General features: G+C 43.6%; 11 protein-coding genes. 3 read left to right on the top strand and 8 right to left on the bottom strand.

The genetic code is table 11. The annotated features are described in order from the left end of the window. Positions 1-68 precede the first annotated feature (68 nt). From KQP79_RS23940 to glmS, 8 genes are all read right to left on the bottom strand, one after another. Positions 69-1,016 (bottom strand): tyrosine-type recombinase/integrase, encoded by a 948-nt coding sequence (locus KQP79_RS23940; RefSeq protein ID WP_004309289.1) that lies wholly within the window; start codon positions 1,014-1,016, stop codon positions 69-71. Positions 1,017-1,160: 144 nt separating this feature from the next. After that, positions 1,161-2,258, bottom strand: coding sequence for a metallophosphoesterase family protein (locus tag KQP79_RS23935; RefSeq protein WP_004309291.1), 1,098 nt, complete (start codon positions 2,256-2,258; stop codon positions 1,161-1,163). Positions 2,259-2,275: 17 nt separating this feature from the next. After that, positions 2,276-3,283 (bottom strand): lamin tail domain-containing protein, encoded by a 1,008-nt coding sequence (locus KQP79_RS23930; RefSeq protein ID WP_004309294.1) that lies wholly within the window; start codon positions 3,281-3,283, stop codon positions 2,276-2,278. A gap of 35 nt (positions 3,284-3,318) precedes the next feature. After that, positions 3,319-4,689 carry an OprO/OprP family phosphate-selective porin gene (locus KQP79_RS23925; protein WP_224262689.1) on the bottom strand — a complete coding sequence of 457 codons (1,371 nt, stop codon included), beginning with the start codon at positions 4,687-4,689 and terminating at the stop codon, positions 3,319-3,321. Between the two features lie 171 nt (positions 4,690-4,860). Then, entirely contained in the window at positions 4,861-8,088 is a 3,228-nt protein-coding gene (gene carB, locus KQP79_RS23920; protein WP_004309296.1) for a carbamoyl-phosphate synthase (glutamine-hydrolyzing) large subunit, read from the bottom strand. Positions 8,089-8,090: 2 nt separating this feature from the next. Then, positions 8,091-9,236, bottom strand: coding sequence for a glutamine-hydrolyzing carbamoyl-phosphate synthase small subunit (carA, locus tag KQP79_RS23915; protein WP_004309298.1), 1,146 nt, complete (start codon positions 9,234-9,236; stop codon positions 8,091-8,093). Between the two features lie 27 nt (positions 9,237-9,263). After that, positions 9,264-11,147, bottom strand: a complete 1,884-nt coding sequence (locus KQP79_RS23910; RefSeq protein WP_004309300.1) for an amidophosphoribosyltransferase — start codon at positions 11,145-11,147, stop codon at positions 9,264-9,266. A 28-nt stretch (positions 11,148-11,175) separates the two neighbouring features. Then, complete coding sequence (glmS, locus tag KQP79_RS23905; protein WP_008776596.1) at positions 11,176-13,020, bottom strand: glutamine--fructose-6-phosphate transaminase (isomerizing); 1,845 nt, start codon at positions 13,018-13,020, stop codon at positions 11,176-11,178. 362 nt (positions 13,021-13,382) lie between these two features. Between glmS and gltB the strand changes: the two genes are divergently transcribed. The 3 genes from gltB (at position 13,383) to asnB (ending at position 21,277) form a co-directional block, all read left to right on the top strand. After that, complete coding sequence (gltB, locus tag KQP79_RS23900) at positions 13,383-17,933, top strand: glutamate synthase large subunit (RefSeq protein ID WP_061447585.1); 4,551 nt, start codon at positions 13,383-13,385, stop codon at positions 17,931-17,933. Between the two features lie 121 nt (positions 17,934-18,054). After that, positions 18,055-19,395, top strand: coding sequence for a glutamate synthase subunit beta (locus KQP79_RS23895; protein WP_022198977.1), 1,341 nt, complete (start codon positions 18,055-18,057; stop codon positions 19,393-19,395). Positions 19,396-19,609: 214 nt separating this feature from the next. Further along, a complete protein-coding gene (asnB, locus tag KQP79_RS23890; RefSeq protein WP_004309309.1) occupies positions 19,610-21,277 on the top strand; it encodes an asparagine synthase B in 1,668 nt (555 codons plus the stop codon). Positions 21,278-21,416: the final 139 nt, after the last annotated feature.

Raw genomic sequence — 21,416 nt, 5'->3', positions numbered from 1 at the left:
ATAATTTCCGTTACCTAAGAAGTAACAGCTGCGTATTTAGACTGGTTATCAAAGACTTAATATACTTTTCAAAGAATTCCCCTATAATTCCTAACGTAAGAATAATTCAACCGATTTACTTTGGTACGCTCATTCAATTCAAAACCTTTCAAGTAAATTTGTGTTGTCTTAATAGATTTATGCCCCAATGACTCGCTAATCATTTCGATAGGTACTCCCCTGTATTTAGCGGTAGTTGCCCAGGAATGGCGAAACGTATAAGAAGTTACGGATGAATGAATACGTAGCTTCTTGGCTAAACTCTTCAAATCATTATTAAAACGACGCAGAGTGGATTGATATTCTATATATGCCGCTTCGTCATCCCGTTTATTCTTTCCACTTAATATATAAAAAAGATAATCCGGATGCTCGGGGAGAACAGCGGAATGCGTATTACGAAGTCGGGAAACAATACATGAAGCCGATTCTAAGATTTCTATACTCATTGGAGTTCCCGTCTTGATACGGTTGTACTTCAATATATTCCCCTCCAAATTCGACTTTTCCAGATGAGCAAGATCGGCGAAAGGCATTCCGCAAAATAAAAATAACAAATTAGCGATGGCTTGCGTCCGGCGAAGTTTTTCGGACTGTGGATCTTTATAAAGCAGCGTGTGTAATTCGTTTATAGGAATTGCTTTTTTCTGACGAGTATCTACTCCGGTAAAGACATCACGAAACAAGCGATGAATATAAGGAGCCTGATGAGTATCTACTCCCTTATTGTATATGCAACGTAACATTCGCATATAGGTGGAAATCGTGTTCAACTTCAAGCGGCAGGACATCAGATAACTGCTATACCGCTTCAAGTTCTCACGAGTAATCAAACTGAATGACACACACTCTGTTCCACAAAATATGGTGAAAGAGCGAAGTGCATTCTCATAAACATGTGCTGTGGCATAACGCCCTTCCTGACGCAAACAATTTATATAATTATTTGCACATACGGTAAATCCGTCTTTTCTCATAATTTACTTTCTATATTAATTGATTAAAATAAGTTTGATATTACGAGAAATAGAACGAATTTACAACAAAGAAGGTGATTTACGGTCGTTTTCTTATAAAGTTTTTAGTAACCTATACGATTTAATACTAAATTTGGCTATTTATCAGAAAGTGATAGTGCAAGAACTTCCCCATTGGATACTGGTTTTGTTTTCCGTATTCCACAAACATTCACGAGCCGTTAACAAGCGTTGATTCACATCCATGGTAACTACAATAAAGGAAAGTAGACGTTCGTCAGCAGAAGAATACTCACCTTTCATAGGGGAGTCCACCCGGAAAACAGGTAAATCAATTGTTCCATTTACCCCATTCCAGGTATAAAATTCATTGTAATTCTTATCTCCATGAAAGTAAGCCTTAATCATAGAATGAGAATGGATAAACTGCTCCAGCTTTTCCCAATTCTTTGTGGCTTTCTTTTTGACATCAGTCACCAGACAGGTATCTGCCAACAAATTCTGAAACTTATCTACTGAATTGATCGTATGCTTACCGTTCGGATTCGTAAAATGCTTGGTATCGGCAATGGGAGGATCGTGGGTAAATAAAATAACAGGAATAATCGTATCGGTTCCTATTTCCTGATCGAACCATTGACGCATATATGCATCAGGCCACATTCCCATAAAAACAAACCGTACCCCGTCCTTTACAAAGGAATAATGCACCTTATCCGTTTGATAATTAAAAGTCTCCGCCGTACGTTCCACCGCAGGGCGCATCATCCGGTTGAAAATACCGGCAGCACTGGATGCATCTTTTTCTGGAGATAAAACCTTGGAATAACCTATCGCATTAGAAATATCGTGATTACCCGGTACCAGATACAAAGGAGAACTTATCGATGAATCCCAATCACTGCAAAATTGACTCCATGATGTAGTAGCAGATTGAACTCCTTCTTCCATCCGATTGGCAATATCACCCGTACAAACAACAAAATCAGGAGAACCGAATTTTATTCCTGCACCCACCCCACTATCTTCCGGCAGCCGAGTTTCAGAAAGCAATTTGAAGGTTGCCAACATAGCACGACTTACCTCATCACTTCCCACTTCTTTTCCCCGAAATTCACGTTCAAGACCATAATGTACGTCTGAACAATATATAAAACGAAGAATTCTTCCTTCGTCTGCTCCGACAGCGGTGCAGCTAAAAAGAAGAATTCCCGTAAATAATAAAAGGATTAGCTTTCTCATTCCTTACAATTATAATCTTACCATTCTATTTTTGTACTTAGTCCGGCAGTGGTGCTATTACTCTCACCTTGAGTGGCTTTCATCATATACCATTCAGCACCGTTATCCTTACGGGCATACGCCATTCCCTCTGTTTCTCCATTGTATTTAGGTGTTTCTCCCCAAACCTCTTCACCGGCATCCGTTAGATTCTTGAATACGTCTATGGCAGTTTCTTCCGGTGAAAGAAGCTCAATCTTCACAGATTTTTTAGCGGAGAGTCCACTTGTAAAGCCTGTAGAATAATCCGCTTGATCCGAAAGAAGCACTAAAAAACCATGAGACTGTATTTTAGTCCCTTCGGGAGCTATATAAACAATATCCCCATCATCTTTTTTAATCTTTACTCCGGTTATATCCAGTTCACGACCTGTACTATTATACAACTCAATATATTTGGGTTTATTACCGTTCAACTCATTCAGCACCAATCCAATATAATCAATACCGGAAGGTCCTTCAGGTTCCGTAATTTTATTAGCTGTTCCTTTAGTAGCTTTCAATACAACAGTCCATTCTCCCGTACCGTCAGGAATACGTGAATAACTGCCTCCCACTTCATGTTTACCTCCATCACCAAATTCCGCATCCTTATCAAATTTGTCTATATCTTTACCAGAGGGCATTTGCAAAGTGATAGAAACAGATTTAGTATTTGAGATTCCTTGAGTAAAATCAACGCCTTTGACTTTCAGCAAATATGCTTTACCGGCAATGGCTGCCCCTTCCCCAAATGTATAAATAATCTCCGAAACACCTTCTTCATCAGTTTTCACCAGTTTAACGCCATTGAGATTAATTGTTGTATTGGAAGTATTATAAATCTCAATCCAATCTTCTTCACTTGCATTCCCATCGTTTCCACAAATTTCATTCAATACCAATCCTGAATAATCAATATCAGTAGGAATTTCCGGTTCCGAGTCATCTTTACATCCAACCAAAGCCAAAGCACAAAGTGTGCTCATCAGCAAAAACTTTTTCATAATCATCTTTTTTTAATTTATATCGTTATTCGCGTTTAAAAAGAAATCATTGTACGCAACTGAAATACATTAAAATCGATTCCTGAAGGCATTACTTCACTTAAAGGTTTACCTCCCTTGGTAATTTGTCCTTTAGAGTCGGCATATTTATCATTATTCATATAAATGTAATTCAGTCCAATCACCACATTACGTACAGGATACCAGTTCAACGAAGCAGAATAGCTGGTTGCCTTACCTCCTGTAATATACGCAGCCGGATCATGGAAATCATTCATATTTATATTACTGATACGAGCCGCAACTTCCAAATTCCCCCCTTTACGACGCATTTTCATTGGACCAAATTCCGCCTCATCCGGGGAGTATTGACGGTTTTCTCCCAATATCATATAAGATGCCGTAGCATACCAACCATTAAATACTGCATTTTTCAAATCAGTCTTTTGATTATTAGCACCATAGATATAGCGGGATATGTTGTTATAAATATATTCTCCATAAGTCAGTAACTTACGATAACGGAATCCCAGTTCGAAGCCTGTAGTATAATAATGATTGACATTCGAAATCTCGGCTTGCACAAATCGGCGACGGTCTACCCTGCTCTCCGGGAAAGTCCGGAAAAGAACCGTCTTATCCTCCAGCCCTGAACCGGAAGGTGTCTGATAGTTAAAGTATCCGCCGACATGAATCGTCATATCTTCATTGTAAATAGGCGACACTGCTACACGGGTAGCCAGAGCATAACCGTCATTCCCTCTATTACGCTCTTTCTGAATGATATCCACTTCCCTACCAAATACTCCAGCGGAAGCCCACCAATGTTTTCCCCAACCAGTTCCGGCAAGTCCCAGACGGCGCCCGTCAGCAAAAGCTTCCACTGCCATCGGACGTTCCGAAGCCATCAGATATTTAGAACTCGTTGTACGTTCCATACTCATCGGAACTTTAAAATTTCCCGCCTTTACAAAGAAATGATTATTAAATTTATAGCCCAGATACATATCTTTTATTTCCACTTCATTGTAAGCGAAATCCAGATCCAGTTCTGCAAACCATTTTTTGTATAAAGTGGCTTTCACACCGAAACGTGCACGACGAATACTCACCCCGTTGCTAAAACGGAATTGATTGTCATCGTCCTCCAGATCCTTGTTCGTTTTGGATGTCAGATCATCCACATTCGACGTGGGCGAATAAACCGCTGCATCCAAATAAATTCGATTATCAAACCATAAATGAAAGTTTTCATTTTTAGAAGCAAAGTGAAGTTTTCCACTCTCAAAATAAGCCTTTACAGGTATCTTACCCGATTCATCTTCCCAACCGGAAGTCGTGTTTTGTCCCCATACTGAAGTAAATGCCAGCAGACCGGCAACCAGAATCATGTTTCTTTTTCTCATATCGTATCTCTATCGTTTTGCAGGCGCAAAGTAAACGACATGGAAATACCAATGAATGACAGAGTTATTACATTTCTACAACAACAAAGGCCGCTCCCGAATAACAGGAACGGCCTTACCATTTTCATTTCAATATGATGTCAGCCTCTTTTCAAAAAGATGACATTCTGCTTATTTATACTCTGCCCAGCTCTTGATAGCTATATCATCCACACTCATCGTACAGAAGGCATTGATAAATGCACTAGCCAGACGGGCATTCGTAATCAACGGTATATTCAAGTCAATGGCAGCACGACGGATTTTATACCCATTACTTAATTCTCCGGCTGTCAGATTCTTCGGGATATTGACTACCATGTCAATCTCCTTGCGATGAAGCATCTCCAATGCTTGCGGATGTCCCTCCTCACTCGGCCAATAGACATGAGTACTTTCAATTCCATTCTCTGCAAGCGTTTTGTGTGTACCACCCGTTGCAAAGAGTTTGTATCCCTTATTCACCAACATACGGGCCGCATCCATCATATCGGCTTTCTGTTTCATTGTTCCCGTAGACAGCAGGATATTCTTCTTCGGAATACGATAGCCTACGGAAAGCATCGCTTTGAGTACGGCACAGGAAGTATCCATTCCGATACAACCCACTTCACCGGTAGAAGCCATATCTACTCCCAACACCGGATCAGCCTTCTGCAAGCGGTTGAAAGAGAATTGGGAAGCCTTGATTCCCACATAATCCAGTTCGAAGAGATTTTTTTCCGGTTTCTCCACAGGCAGACCGAGCATTACTTTCGTTGCCAGCTCGATAAAGTTGATCTTCAACACTTTGCTGACAAACGGGAAAGAACGACTGGCACGCAGATTACATTCAATCACCTTGATATCGTTGTCTTTCGCCAGATACTGAATATTAAACGGACCGGAGATATTCAAAGCCTTAGCAATCTCACGGCTGATACGCTTAATACGGCGAACAGTTTCTACATACAGCTTTTGCGGCGGGAACTGGATTGTTGCATCGCCGGAATGTACTCCCGCAAATTCGATATGCTCACTTATAGCGTATGCTACAATTTCTCCATTCTGCGCCACCGCATCCATTTCCACTTCCTTGGCGTGTTCGATAAACTGGCTTACTACCACCGGATGTTTCTTCGATACATTAGCTGCCAGTTTCAAGAAACGTTCCAATTCTTCCTGGTTGGAACAAACATTCATCGCAGCTCCCGAAAGCACATAAGACGGACGAACAAGTACGGGGAAACCTACCTCTTCAACGAACTCCTGAATGTCATCCATAGAAGTTAATTCACGCCAACGGGGCTGATCCACACCGATACGGTCAAGCATGGCAGAGAATTTCTCACGATCTTCGGCATTATCAATACTCTTGGCACTCGTACCTAGAATATTGATCTTCTGTGCATCCAGACGCAAAGCAAGGTTATTTGGAATCTGACCGCCGGTAGATACAATTACCCCATGCGGATTCTCCAGTTCCAGAATATCCATCACACGTTCAAAAGTCAATTCATCAAAGTACAAACGGTCGCACATATCGTAATCCGTAGATACGGTTTCAGGATTATAGTTAATCATGACACTGCGCCATCCCTCTTTGCGAATGGTATTCAAAGCCTGTACGCCACACCAGTCGAATTCTACGGAAGAACCGATACGATAAGCACCGGAACCCAATACGACGATGGATTTATGGTCGCCCAGATAACGCACATCATTTGCTACACCGCTATAAGTAAGATACAGATAATTGGTTTGTGCCGGGTATTCGGCTGCCAACGTATCGATCTGTTTCACTACCGGAAGAATGCCTGCCTCTTTACGGTGTTTGCGGATATAAAGAATTCCATCTTCCATATCACCTTCGTAACCGATGGCACGGGCAATCTGGAAATCGGAGAAACCTTGAACCTTAGCTTTACGGAGCAATTCGTTCGGCAAATCGGCAATCTGTTTGTGATTGTTTCCCCAACTATGCAGTTCTTCGGAAGTCTTCATAATATTCATTAACTTCTGCAAGAACCATTTATCAATCTTAGTCAATTCGTGCACCTGATCGATGGTGTAGCCGGCGCGAAACGCTTTCGAGATCACGAAAATACGTTTATCGGTCGGTTCGCGCAAGGCTTTATCAATGTCGGAAATAACCAATTCTTTGTTCTCCACAAAACCATGCATTCCCTGTCCGATCATACGAAGACCTTTCTGGATAGCTTCTTCAAAAGTGCGTCCGATAGCCATCACTTCACCCACAGATTTCATAGAAGAACCCAACTCTTTATCTACACCGTGGAATTTACCTAAATCCCAACGAGGAATCTTACATACGACATAATCCAGTGCCGGTTCAAAGAAAGCGGAAGTAGTCTTGGTTACAGAATTCTTCAGGTCGAAGAGTCCATAACCCAATCCCAATTTGGCAGCAACGAAAGCCAGCGGATAACCGGTTGCCTTAGATGCTAAAGCCGATGAACGGGAAAGGCGGGCATTTACTTCGATCACCCGGTAATCTTCGGATTCGGGATCGAAGGCATATTGTACGTTACATTCACCCACGATACCGATATGGCGGATGATACGTATTGCCAATTCCCGAAGTTTATGATACTCTTTATTGGTAAGCGTCTGTGAAGGAGCAATAACGATAGACTCACCGGTATGAATACCCAGCGGATCGAAGTTTTCCATATTACAAACGGTGATACAGTTATCGAAGCGGTCACGTACCACTTCATATTCCACTTCTTTCCAACCGCGTAGTGATTTCTCCACCAATACCTGTGGGGAGAAAGAGAATGCTTTTTCTACCAGCACATCCAGCTGTTGTTCATTATCACAGAAACCGGACCCCAAGCCTCCTAACGCATAAGCAGCACGAACAATCACCGGATAGCCCAGTTCTTTTGCTGCGCGACGTGCATCTTCCGCATTTTCTACGGCTTCACTCTTGATGGTTTTTACATTGATCTCATTCAATTTCTGAACAAAAAGTTCACGGTCCTCGGTATCCATAATGGCCTGTACCGGAGTACCCAACACTTTTACATTATATTTTTCAAGAATACCTTCTTTATACAATGCTACTCCACAGTTCAGAGCCGTCTGACCACCGAACGCCAGCATAATACCTTCCGGTTTTTCTTTTTGGATCACTTTCTCTACGAAGTACGGAGTCACCGGAAGAAAGTAAATTTGATCTGCCACTCCTTCGGAAGTCTGCACCGTAGCAATATTCGGATTGATAAGAATGGTTTCAATACCCTCTTCTTTCAAGGCTTTAAGTGCCTGTGAACCGGAATAGTCAAATTCACCAGCCTCACCGATTTTCAGGGCACCTGAACCTAATAGCAATACTTTCTTTATATTTTCTTTCATTGTTACAATAGTTTTACAAATTCGTCGAACAGGAATTCCGTATCCGTAGGTCCACTCGCAGCTTCCGGGTGGAATTGCGCAGAGAACCAGGGATTCTTTTTATGTTTGATTCCCTCGTTGGACCCATCGTTCATATTGATAAACAACGGTTCCCACTCTGCACTCAACGTATTATTGTCTACGGCATAACCATGATTTTGTGAAGTAATGAAACAACGTTCCGTACCTATCATACGCACCGGCTGATTGTGGCTACGATGTCCGTATTTCAATTTATAAATCTTGGCTCCGCCCGCTTTTGAAAGCAACTGGTTACCCATACAGATGCCGAAGATAGGCAGTTTCTCATTTACCATCGCCTTCCGTATATTCTGTACCGCAGCATCACAAGTATCCGGGTCACCCGGTCCGTTGGAGATAAACAACCCGTCAAATTCGAGTCCGCTATAATCATAATCCCAAGGTACACGGATCACTTCTACATTACGTTTCAGCAGACAACGAATAATATTTGTCTTTACACCGCAATCTACCAGGATAACCTTCTTAAATTGAGAATTGAAAGTTGAGAATTGAGAATTAAGCTGCGCATAGGAACTATTTACGGAGAAAGTTTGTGAAGTTCCGGCAGGAAGATAGCAAATAATCTCTTTGCAAGATACACGATCTACATAATTGACGCCTGCGTATACTGCTTCAGGCACATTATCCGGTTCATCATCGAAAACGATTTTTCCCATCATTACTCCATGTTCACGAAGAACCTTAGTCAGCTCGCGCGTATCAATGCCTGTGATACCGGGAATCTGCTCGCGTTTCAACCAGTCACCGAGACTTTCCACCGCATTCCAGTGGCTGTATTCATAAGAATAGTCACTTACGATAATCGCTTCCGCATGGATTTTCTCACTTTCCATGAAAGTGGCAAGTCCATTCGGTTCGATGGTAAAAGGAGGAACACCGTAGTTGCCTACCAGAGGATAGGTAAGCGTCATCAACTGTCCGGCGTATGAAGGGTCAGTAAGGCTCTCCGGGTATCCGGTCATGGCAGTATTAAAAACTACTTCGCCTGCCACCGGCTTCTCGTAGCCAAACGACTTACCGGAAAACCGGCTCCCGTCGTCAAGGATTAATGTCACATTTCTCATTCTTATTATTGAATCGTTGTATGGTTGTTAGAATTGATACATTTGTTCTATATAGTCGATGAACGCCCGGTTCACCATTTTCACACCTCCCGGTGTAGGGTAGTTACCGCTAAAATACCAGTCGCCTTTATGATGCGGACAAGCCTCGTGCAATCCCTCCAACGGTTGATAGACAATTTCCACTTTCGCCTTTGTTCCCTTGGGAGTCAGCAGTTCCACCATCTTGGCAGAGATTTCCTCATCGGTGAACGGAGCATAGATATTCTTCACATAGTTTATCATCTGCTCTTTCGGCAGTCCCACCTGATCTTTCGATTTACGGTAGGCAGCCGCAATCACATCTTTCATATCCCGCTCCTTTAAAAGTTCGACAGCAGCTCGGAAAGCGATAAACTCACTCATCTTTGCCATATCGATACCGTAATAGTCAGGATAACGCACTTGCGGAGAAGAAGATACTATCACAATCTTCTTCGGACCGAGACGGTCGAGAATACCGATAATACTTTGTTTCAACGTAGTACCACGCACAATGCTGTCGTCAATAATCACCAGATTATCAACACCGGGTACCAGACTTCCGTATGTAATGTCATACACATGGGCTGCCAGATCATTACGACTGTTTCCTTCGGCAATAAACGTACGGAGTTTGATATCCTTGATCGCCACCTTTTCGCTACGGATGCGGCGGGAAAGAATGACTTCCAGTTCCTCCATATCCGGATGATGCCCTAATGCAGCAATTTGCTGCACTTTCTCCTCATTCAAGTAATCGTCCAGTCCCTGCAACATTCCGTAGAAAGCCACCTCCGCAGTATTGGGAATAAAAGAAAAAACCGTATGATCGATGTCATTATTGATAGCTTTCAATATTCTCGGAACCAACTTTTCACCCAACCGTTTCCTTTCCTTATAAATATCGACATCACTCCCACGGGAGAAATAGATACGTTCGAAAGAACAGGCATGATTTTCGCGCGGCTTGTTAATTTGCGAAGTACGGATTTTACCTTCTTTGCTGATTAACAATGCTTGCCCCGGTTGCAATTCTTTGATTTCCTCAAACGGAACATTCAAAGCAGTCTGGATCACCGGACGTTCGGAAGCAAGAACAGCTATCTCATCATCCTGATACCAGAATGCAGGCCGGATTCCCCACGGGTCGCGGATGGCGAAGGACTCGCCGCTCCCGGTCAATCCGCAGATCACGTATCCCCCATCCCATTCGCGGCTGGAAGTGCGCAACACGTTTGCCAAATCAATATATTCTTCTATATAATGAGTGATTCCCATGCCCGTAAGCCCCTCGGCTTCGGCAAGATTGAATACACGCTCCACTTCACGGTCAAGACGGTGTCCCACCTGCTCCAACATGATATATGTATCGGCATATTTACGCGGATGCTGACCAATGGCAGTGATACGGGCAAATATCTCGTCCACATTTGTCATATTGAAATTTCCGCAGAGGGCCAGATTCTTGGCACGCCAGTTATTTCTTCTTAAAAATGGATGCACATAAGAGATTCCGGATTTTCCCGTAGTGGAATAACGAAGATGTCCCATATATACTTCACCGGCAAAAGGCAAAGTTCGTTTGGCATACGCTGCATCGTGCAACTGTTCGGGAGTGAGATCCTTAAAATTGTTTTGAACGTTTTCAAAGATTTCCGTAATGGCTCCGGAACCTAAAGCGCGTTCACGAAACATATATTCTTCACCCGGATTTGCTTCCAGTTTCACACATGCCAGTCCCGCACCTTCCTGTCCACGATTATGCTGCTTCTCCATCAACAGGTAGAGTTTATTAAGACCATACATCCATGTCCCGTACTTTTTCTCGTAATACTCTAACGGTTTGAGCAAGCGTATCATGGCAACGCCACATTCATGTTTCAATTGTTCCATCTCTCTATATACTAGTTACTACTTAAAGTTACTCTACTGTTACCGACTTCGCCAGATTTCTCGGCTGATCCACATCCATCCCTTTGCATACCGCAATGTGGTAAGCAAGAAGTTGCAGAGGTACCGTAGTAATTAACGGATCGAGACATTCGATTGTTTCAGGAAGTTCGATACTACAGTCAGCGATTTTGCTGATAACGGTATCTCCTTTCGTCACAAATGCAATCACTTTTCCTTTCCGTGCCTTAATCTCCTGAATATTACTTACTACTTTCTCATACAACCCATTCTGGGTAGCAATCACCACTACCGGCATTTCCGCATCGATCAGGGCAATCGGTCCATGCTTCATCTCCGCAGCCGGATAACCTTCGGCGTGAATATACGATATTTCTTTCAATTTCAATGCACCTTCCAGAGCAACGGGATAACTATATCCGCGTCCCAGGTAAATAAAATTATGCGCATAAGTGAAAGTTTTCGATAACTCCGCCAAAGTATCATTCAATTCCAACACCTCTTTCATTTTTTCCGGAATATGATTTAACTCCTGTACGATTGAAAGATAATGCTGTTCGTCAATGGTTCCTTTCGCTTTGGCAAGTGTCAATGCCAACATCGCCAATACAGTGACCTGTCCGGTAAATGCTTTGGTAGAAGCCACCCCGATTTCTGGACCCACATGAATATATGAACCGGTATGAGTGGCACGGGGAATAGAAGAGCCGATCGCATTGCAAATGCCATATATAAATGCCCCGCGGCTTTTCGCCAATTCCACAGCAGCCAATGTATCTGCCGTCTCGCCACTCTGGGAGATTGCTATCACCACATCCTGCCCGTCAATCACCGGATCACGGTAGCGGAATTCGGAAGCATACTCCACTTCCACCGGTATGCGGCAAAAACTCTCAATCAGATGCTTACCGATCAGTCCGGCATGCCAGGAAGTTCCGCAAGCAACAATAATAAACCGTTTGGCATTCAGCAGCTTTTCCCGGTGATCTATCACAGCAGAAAGCACCACATTATCAGCTTCCACATTGATACGTCCGCGCATGCAATCACGAATACAATCGGGCTGTTCGAAAATCTCTTTCAACATAAAGTGCGGATATCCCCCTTTTTCCAACTGACCGAGGTTGAGTTCCACCTTCTTTATTTCAGGTATCATTTCGACATTGTTCAAGTTGACTACCTTCAACTCCTTCCCCAGATTCAAAACAGCTATTTCCCCGTCTTCCAGATAAACCACTTTATCAGTATATTCTACAATCGGAGTAGCATCTGAAGCAAGAAAGAACTCATTCTCTCCAATCCCCACTACCAATGGACTGCTCTTACGGGCAGCAATAATCTCATCGGGATGCTCCTTATCAAGAATCGCAATCGCATAAGCACCAATTACCTCCCCTAACGCCAACTGAACAGCCGTCAACAGACTGACCTGATTAGTGACTTTCATGTATTCTATTAATTGAACGAGGACTTCGGTATCTGTACTACTTTTAAAAATATAGCCTTTGGCTTGAAGTTTTTCTTTAAGAACGGCGTAGTTTTCAATAATACCGTTATGAATGAGAGCGAGCTTTTCGGAAGAAGAGTAATGAGGGTGGGCGTTAGCAGAACAAGGTTCCCCGTGAGTAGCCCAACGGGTATGGGCAATTCCGATTGTACCGGAAATATCTTTCTGTGTGACGAAATTTTCAAGATCAGAGACTTTTCCTTTCGTCTTATACACATTTAACTGTTGGTCATCACTAATGATTGCTACCCCCGCGCTGTCATATCCACGATACTCCAGTCGCTTCAGCCCTTTGATAAGGATAGGGTAGGCTTTTCGTTTACCAATATAGCCTACTATTCCACACATATTATGATATTTTTATTTCGCCTGCAAATATACACATTACAAATAACATAAAGACAACAAAAAGCATATTTATTTGACAGAAACGCATAAAAAAGTTGCAAACACATCAAAAAGTTAAATAATATATTATTTTTAGCTCAAAAAGAAACAAATTACAATCAGCTTCAAATAAGGATAAATAAGCTAACAAATTAAAAGCAAATTTCCTGTTTTTAATAACAAATTAAAAGAATAAAGATTCCTATTCTCATTTCGCGTCACACAAAAGCTAAATTTCACTATCATTTTGAAATTAAAATATTAACTTTGCCAAACAATTTGATACATCAAACAGGTATTATCATACAATAAAGCTAGTAAGAATGAAGAAACAAGAACTTTTTAACAACGTAACAGAAGGATTCCCTTACCAACGACAGCCCCAACAGGTAGGCTTGTACGATGCGGCATACGAACACGATGCCTGCGGTGTCGGTATGCTGGTTAACATTCATGGAGAAAAGTCACACGACATTGTTGAGTCGGCTTTAAAGGTATTAGAAAACATGCGCCATCGTGGTGCCGAGGGTGCGGATAACAAGACCGGTGACGGTGCAGGTATCATGCTTCAAATTCCGCATGAGTTTATTTTATTACAAGGTATTCCTGTCCCCGAAAAAGGACGGTACGGCACAGGATTATTGTTTTTACCGAAAAACGAAAAAGACCAGGCAGCTATTCTAAGTATTATTATTGAAGAAATTGAAAAAGAAGGACTCACATTGATGCATTTACGCAATGTGCCCACCTGCCCCGAAATCCTGGGAGAATCGGCTCTGGCAAACGAACCGGACATCAAACAAGTGTTCATCACCGGATTTACGGAAACGGAAACTGCCGACCGGAAGTTATATCTGATCCGGAAAAGAATCGAAAATAAAGTCAGATTGTCATCTATTCCGGCAAAAGACGATTTTTATGTTGTGTCACTCTCTACCAAAAGCATTACATATAAAGGTATGCTTTCATCATTACAGCTGCGCAACTATTATCCGGACCTGACAAATAGCTATTTTACCAGCGGACTGGCATTGGTGCACTCTCGTTTCAGTACCAATACATTCCCTACATGGGGATTGGCACAGCCGTTCCGTCTGCTGGCACACAACGGTGAAATCAATACTATCCGTGGTAACCGAGGATGGATGGAAGCCCGTGAAAGTGTACTCTCCACTCCCACTTTAGGCGATATAAAAGAAATCCGCCCGATTATACAACCGGGCATGAGCGACAGTGCTTCTCTGGACAATGTACTGGAGTTCCTGGTGATGTCAGGATTGAGCCTGCCACATGCCATGGCTATGCTCGTGCCGGAATCTTTCAACGAGAAGAACCCGATCAGTGAGGATCTGAAATCATTCTACGAATACCACTCCATCCTGATGGAACCGTGGGACGGACCGGCCGCACTACTATTCAGCGACGGACGATTTGCCGGAGGTATGCTCGACCGCAATGGCCTGCGCCCTGCCCGTTATCTGATTACTAAAAACGATATGATGGTAGTGGCTTCGGAAGTCGGTGTTATGGATTTCGAACCGGGAGACATCAAAGAAAAAGGTCGCTTACAGCCCGGCAAAATCCTGCTGGTGGATACGGAAAAAGGCGAGATCTACTATGACGGCGAACTGAAAAAACAGTTGGCTGAAGCCAAGCCTTACCGCACCTGGCTATCTACCAACCGAATCGAACTGGATGAACTGAAAAGCGGGCGCAAAGTTCCTCATCACGTAGCAAACTACGACCGGATGCTTCGTACTTTCGGCTACTCCAAAGAGGACATCGAAAGGCTGATTATGCCGATGGCAAGCACCGGAGCAGAACCGATCAATTCAATGGGTAACGATACGCCACTCGCCGTACTTTCAGATAAACCACAGTTGCTTTACAACTATTTCCGTCAGCAATTTGCACAGGTAACCAATCCGCCCATTGATCCCCTTCGTGAAGAACTGGTGATGTCATTGACGGAATACATTGGAGCAGTCGGTATGAATATTCTGACGCCCAGTGAAAGTCATTGCAAAATGGTACGCCTGAATCATCCGATTTTAAGCAATACCCAACTGGATATTCTTTGTAATATCCGGTATAAAGGCTTCAAAACAGTCAAACTACCCATGTTGTTTGAGGTTGCCAAAGGGAAAGCCGGACTGCAGGAAGCACTGACCCATCTTTGTAAAATGGCGGAAGAATCCGTGACGGAAGGTGTAAACTACATTGTCCTGACCGACCGTGAGGTGGATATTACCCATGCTGCCATTCCATCATTGCTGGCAGTAAGCGCTGTTCATCACCACCTGATTTCAGTTGGTAAACGGGTGCAAACGGCATTGATCGTAGAAAGTGGTGAAATACGTGAAGTGATGCACGCCGCGTTATTGTTGGGTTTCGGAGCAAGTGCCCTGAATCCTTACATGGCATTCGCTGTCCTCGACCGACTGGTAAAAGACAAAGATATTCAGTTAGATTATACCACTGCTGAAAAGAACTATATCAAATCCATCTGTAAAGGCTTGTTTAAAATCATGAGTAAGATGGGTATCTCTACGATCCGCTCCTATCGTGGTGCTAAGATTTTCGAAGCTGTCGGTTTGAGTGAAGAATTGAGCAAGGCTTATTTTGGAGGACTCGGTTCACCGATCGGAGGTATCCGTCTGGAAGAAATAGCCAGAGATGCCATTGCTTTCCATAAAGAAGGATTTGAAAGTATTAAAAATGAAGAGTTATTAAAAAATAACGGTTTGTATGCTTTCCGTAAAGATGGAGAAAAGCACGCATGGAATCCGGAAACAATCAGCACTCTGCAATTGGCTACACGACTGGGGAGTTATAAAAAATTTAAAGAGTACACCCATCTGGTAGACGAAAAAGAGAAGCCTATTTTCCTTCGTGACTTTCTGGGATTCCGTCGTAATCCGATTTCAATCGATCAGGTAGAACCGGTGGAAAACATTCTGCATCGTTTCGTCACGGGGGCTATGTCTTTTGGTTCTATCAGCAAAGAGGCTCATGAGGCAATGGCTATTGCCATGAATAAAATTCACGGACGCAGTAATACCGGTGAAGGTGGCGAAGACGCTGCCCGTTTCCAACCGCTGCCCGATGGCAGTTCTTTACGAAGTGCAATCAAGCAGGTAGCTTCCGGTCGTTTCGGTGTAACGGCAGAATATCTGGTTAATGCGGACGAAATTCAAATCAAGATAGCACAGGGAGCCAAACCGGGTGAAGGCGGACAACTACCGGGATTTAAAGTGAACGATGTGATTGCGAAAACACGTCATTCCATTCCGGGAATTTCGCTGATTTCTCCTCCGCCTCATCATGATATTTATTCGATTGAGGATTTGGCACAATTAATCTTCGATTTGAAAAATGTAAATCCACAGGCCAAAATCAGTGTGAAACTGGTAGCAGAAAGCGGCGTCGGTACGATTGCTGCGGGTGTGGCAAAAGCAAAGGCGGACCTAATTGTCATCTCTGGTGCTGAAGGGGGAACAGGTGCTTCTCCGGCTTCTTCTATCCGCTATGCGGGTATCTCACCGGAATTGGGATTGAGCGAGACACAGCAAACACTGGTTCTGAACGGACTTCGTGGCCAAGTAGTTCTGCAAGCCGACGGACAACTGAAAACCGGACGTGACATCATCTTAATGGCACTAATGGGTGCCGAAGAATATGGCTTCGCCACCTCGGCATTGATTGTATTAGGGTGTGTAATGATGCGCAAATGCCATCAGAATACTTGTCCGGTGGGAGTTGCCACACAGAATGAAGAGTTACGTAAACGCTTTCATGGACGCAGTGAATATTTAGTAAACTTTTTCACATTCCTGGCACAGGAAGTCCGCGAGCATTTGGCTGAAATGGGATTCACCCGGATGGATGATATCATCGGGCGTACAGACTTAATCGAGCGCAAGTCCGATGCCAATGACCCAAATCCGAAACATGCTTTAATCGACTTCACCAAATTGCTGGCACGTGTTGACAACAGTGCGGCTATCCGTCATGTCATCGACCAAGATCATGGAATTTCTGCTGTAAAGGATGTAACCATCATCGATGCCGCACAAGAAGCTATCGAACATGAGAAAGAGATTTCTTTAGAATATACGATTGCCAATACAGACCGTGCAATAGGTGCTATGCTTTCCGGAGTAATCGCCAAGAAATATGGTGCCAAAGGATTGCCGGAACATACGCTGAATGTAAAATTCAAAGGTTCGGCAGGTCAATCTTTCGGAGCTTTTCTCGTACCGGGAGTTAACTTTAAACTGGAAGGTGAAGCGAATGATTACCTGGGTAAAGGATTGAGCGGCGGGCGTATCTCCGTATTGCCTCCTATCCGCAGCAATTTCGAAGCCGAAAAAAATACAATCGCCGGTAATACCTTGCTTTATGGCGCAACAAGCGGTGAAGTATATATCAACGGCCGTGTAGGAGAACGTTTCGCTGTTCGTAACTCCGGCGCAGTTGCCGTCGTAGAAGGCGTGGGTGACCATTGTTGCGAATACATGACCGGAGGTCGTGTGGTAGTCCTCGGACAAACCGGACGTAACTTTGCAGCCGGTATGAGTGGCGGTGTGGCTTACGTATGGAACAAGGATGGCAACTTCGATTATTTCTGCAACATGGAAATGGTGGAACTGTCACTCATCGAAGAAGCCAGCTACCGGAAAGAGCTACACGAACTAATCCGCCAACATTATCTGTACACAGGCTCAAAACTAGCCCGTACCATGCTTGACAACTGGAATCATTATGCAGAACAGTTCATCCAAGTAGTACCCATCGAATACAAAAAAGTATTGCAGGAGGAACAGATGAGAAAATTACAACAAAAAATTGCAGACATGCAAAGAGACTATTAGATTTACAATTTGACTATTTACAATTTACTATTTGAATGTATAGTCTGTAAATAGTCAAATAGCAAATGACAAGATAGTCTAAAAATAGTAAATAGTAAATCGTCAAATAGTAAATAACAAGATGGGAGATCCTAAAGCATTTCTAAATATACCTCGACAAGAGGCGGGATACCGCCCTGTAAACGAGCGAATCGCTGACTATAGTCAGGTAGAACAGACTTTGAATACAAACAGCCGTAAATTGCAGGCGTCACGCTGTATGGATTGCGGCGTACCTTTCTGTCATTGGGCATGCCCGATAGGAAATAAACAACCGGAATGGCAGGATGCATTATACAGGGGAAAATGGAAGGAGGCATACGAAGTATTGTCGTCTACTTGCGATTTTCCGGAATTTACGGGACGTATTTGTCCTGCCCTTTGCGAGAAATCGTGTGTGTTGAAACTTTCCTGCGATCAGCCGGTGACTATTCGCGAGAATGAAGCAGCTATCGTGGAAGCGGCTTTTCGTGAAGGATATATACAGGTAAAGACGCCGAGAAGAAACGGAAAGAAAGTGGCGGTGATTGGTGCGGGTCCTGCCGGATTGGTGGTGGCTAATCAGCTGAATTTAAAAGGATATAGCGTTACTTTATTCGATAAGGATAAAGCGCCCGGAGGGTTATTACGGTTCGGTATTCCTAATTTCAAACTGGATAAGAATGTAATTGACCGACGGATGAAGATATTGGCTGCTGAAGGAATACAGTTTGAGATGGGAGTAGAAATAGACGTCAATCATTTGCCGGAAGGATTCGACGCTTACTGCATCTGTACCGGAACGCCGACTGCACGTGATTTGAGTATTCCGGGACGTGAACTGAAAGGCATCCATTTCGCACTTGAAATGCTGGCACAGCAGAACAGGATTCTGGCAGGACAAACTTTCCCGAAAGATAAATTGGTGAATGCCAAAGGCAAAAAAGTACTTGTGATAGGTGGCGGAGATACCGGTTCCGACTGCATCGGAACCAGTGTACGACAAGGAGCCGTCAGTGTCACTCAAATCGAAATCATGCCGAAACCTCCTGTCGGCTACAATCCGGCTACTCCTTGGCCACAATGGCCGGTAGTCTTCAAAACGACTTCCAGCCATGAAGAAGGTTGTACACGCCGTTGGTGTCTGGCGTCCAATCAGTTCCTCGGAAAGAATGGAAAAGTGACAGGCGTAGAAGTGGAAGAAGTGGAATGGATTCCGGCTGCAGATGGCGGACGTCCCACGATGAAACCGACAGGAAAAAAGGAAGTCATCGAGGCTGATATGGTATTATTGGCGATGGGATTCCTGAAACCGGAACAACCCAAATTTGCAAAGAATGTATTTCTTGCCGGAGACGCTGAAACAGGTGCCAGCCTGGTGGTACGCGCCATGGCGGGAGGACGAAAGGCAGCTGCGGAAATAGATGCTTATCTGACGAAATAGCTTTGCAGTAAGGAAAAAGCAGAAGTTTGATTAGTACTATCTGATTCGTTCCACCATGGTCGAACGAAAGAAACACCCAGGTGGAACGGAAAGACAACCTTGGTGGAACGAAAGGGAAACCAAGGCGGAACGAATTAAGAATAGCTAGTCAGCTTCTTTGAAATAGCGAATAAACAATCAACAGATTACATTACCCCCTCTAAAAATTAAAGTTATGTGTGGAATAGCAGGTATACTCAACATCAAAGTTCAAACGAAAGAGCTAAGAGATAAAGCACTGAAAATGGCCCAGAAGATCCGTCATCGCGGACCGGACTGGAGTGGAATCTATGTAGGCGGAAGTGCCATCCTGGCTCACGAACGTCTTTCCATTGTCGACCCGCAAAGTGGCGGACAGCCGTTATACTCTCCCGATCGTAAACAAGTGCTCGCCGTCAACGGTGAGATTTACAATCACCGTGATATTCGCGCTAAATATGCGGGAAAATATAACTTTCAGACCGGAAGTGACTGTGAGGTAATTCTTGCCCTTTACAAAGATAAAGGCATCCATTTTCTGGAAGATATTAGCGGTATCTTTGCTTTCGTTCTTTATGATGAGGAAAAGGATGAATTTCTGATTGCCCGTGATCCGATAGGGGTTATTCCTTTATATATAGGAAAAGATAAAGAGGGAAAAATCTACTTCGGCAGCGAGTTGAAAGCCCTTGAAGGATTTTGTGACGAATATGAAATATTTCTCCCCGGACATTACTTCTATAGTAAAGAGGGAAAAATGAAACGTTGGTATTCGCGCGACTGGACAGAATATGAAACCGTAAAAGAGAATGATGCACAAACCGTTGATGTGAAAATAGCATTAGAAGAGGCTGTACACCGCCAGTTAATGAGTGACGTACCGTACGGAGTGCTTCTTTCGGGCGGGTTGGATAGTTCTGTCATCTCCGCCATTGCCAAAAAATATGCGGCAAAGCGTATAGAAACAGACGGAGCGAGTGATGCGTGGTGGCCTCAACTCCACTCCTTCGCCATCGGACTAAAAGGTGCTCCCGATTTGATTAAAGCACGTGAAGTGGCTGAATATATCGGTACTGTCCATCACGAAATAAACTATACTGTTCAGGAAGGTTTGGATGCCCTGCGTGATGTCATTTATTTCATCGAGACATACGATGTAACCACGGTACGCGCTTCCACTCCCATGTACCTACTGGCACGTGTCATCAAATCGATGGGTATCAAAATGGTGTTGAGCGGTGAAGGCGCCGATGAAGTTTTCGGTGGTTATCTGTATTTCCACAAGGCTCCCACTCCACAAGCATTCCACGAAGAAACAGTACGTAAACTTTCAAAGTTGCACATGTACGATTGCCTCCGCGCCAATAAAAGTTTGTCAGCATGGGGAGTAGAAGGACGTGTTCCTTTCCTTGATAAAGAATTCCTCGACGTAGCCATGAACCTGAATCCGAAAGCTAAAATGTGCCCCGGAAAGGAAATTGAGAAACGGATTGTTCGCGAAGCCTTTGCCGAGATGTTACCGGAAAGTGTGGCGTGGAGACAAAAAGAGCAGTTCAGTGACGGTGTAGGATATTCATGGATTGACACATTGAGGGAAATCACAGCTGCTGCTGTGAGCGATCAGCAAATGGAACATGCTGCCGAACGCTTCCCTATCAACACGCCACAAAATAAAGAAGAATACTATTATCGCAGTATCTTTGAAGAGCATTTCCCCAGTGAAAGTGCAGCACGCACCGTACCCAGTGTTCCCAGTGTGGCCTGCTCCACAGCAGAAGCGCTGGCGTGGGATATTGCTTTCAGGAATCTGAATGAGCCTAGCGGACGTGCGGTGAGAGGAATACACGAAGAGGCCTATACTTAACTGATAAGAATAACAGAATCTGCTCTTTCTGTTATTCTTTTGTAACATTTCTATTTTAGATTTTCAACGGTTTAATATAACCGTTTGAAGAATAAACATTTAACTGAGTATTTGAGAAACAGTGGTAACGAGTTAGCAA

The organism is Bacteroides sp. DH3716P (genome assembly GCF_025914115.1).
GTDB classification, from domain to species: domain Bacteria; phylum Bacteroidota; class Bacteroidia; order Bacteroidales; family Bacteroidaceae; genus Bacteroides; species Bacteroides ovatus.
Note: the sequence above shows the minus strand (reverse complement) of the source record. Positions and strands in the feature narration are given on the sequence as shown.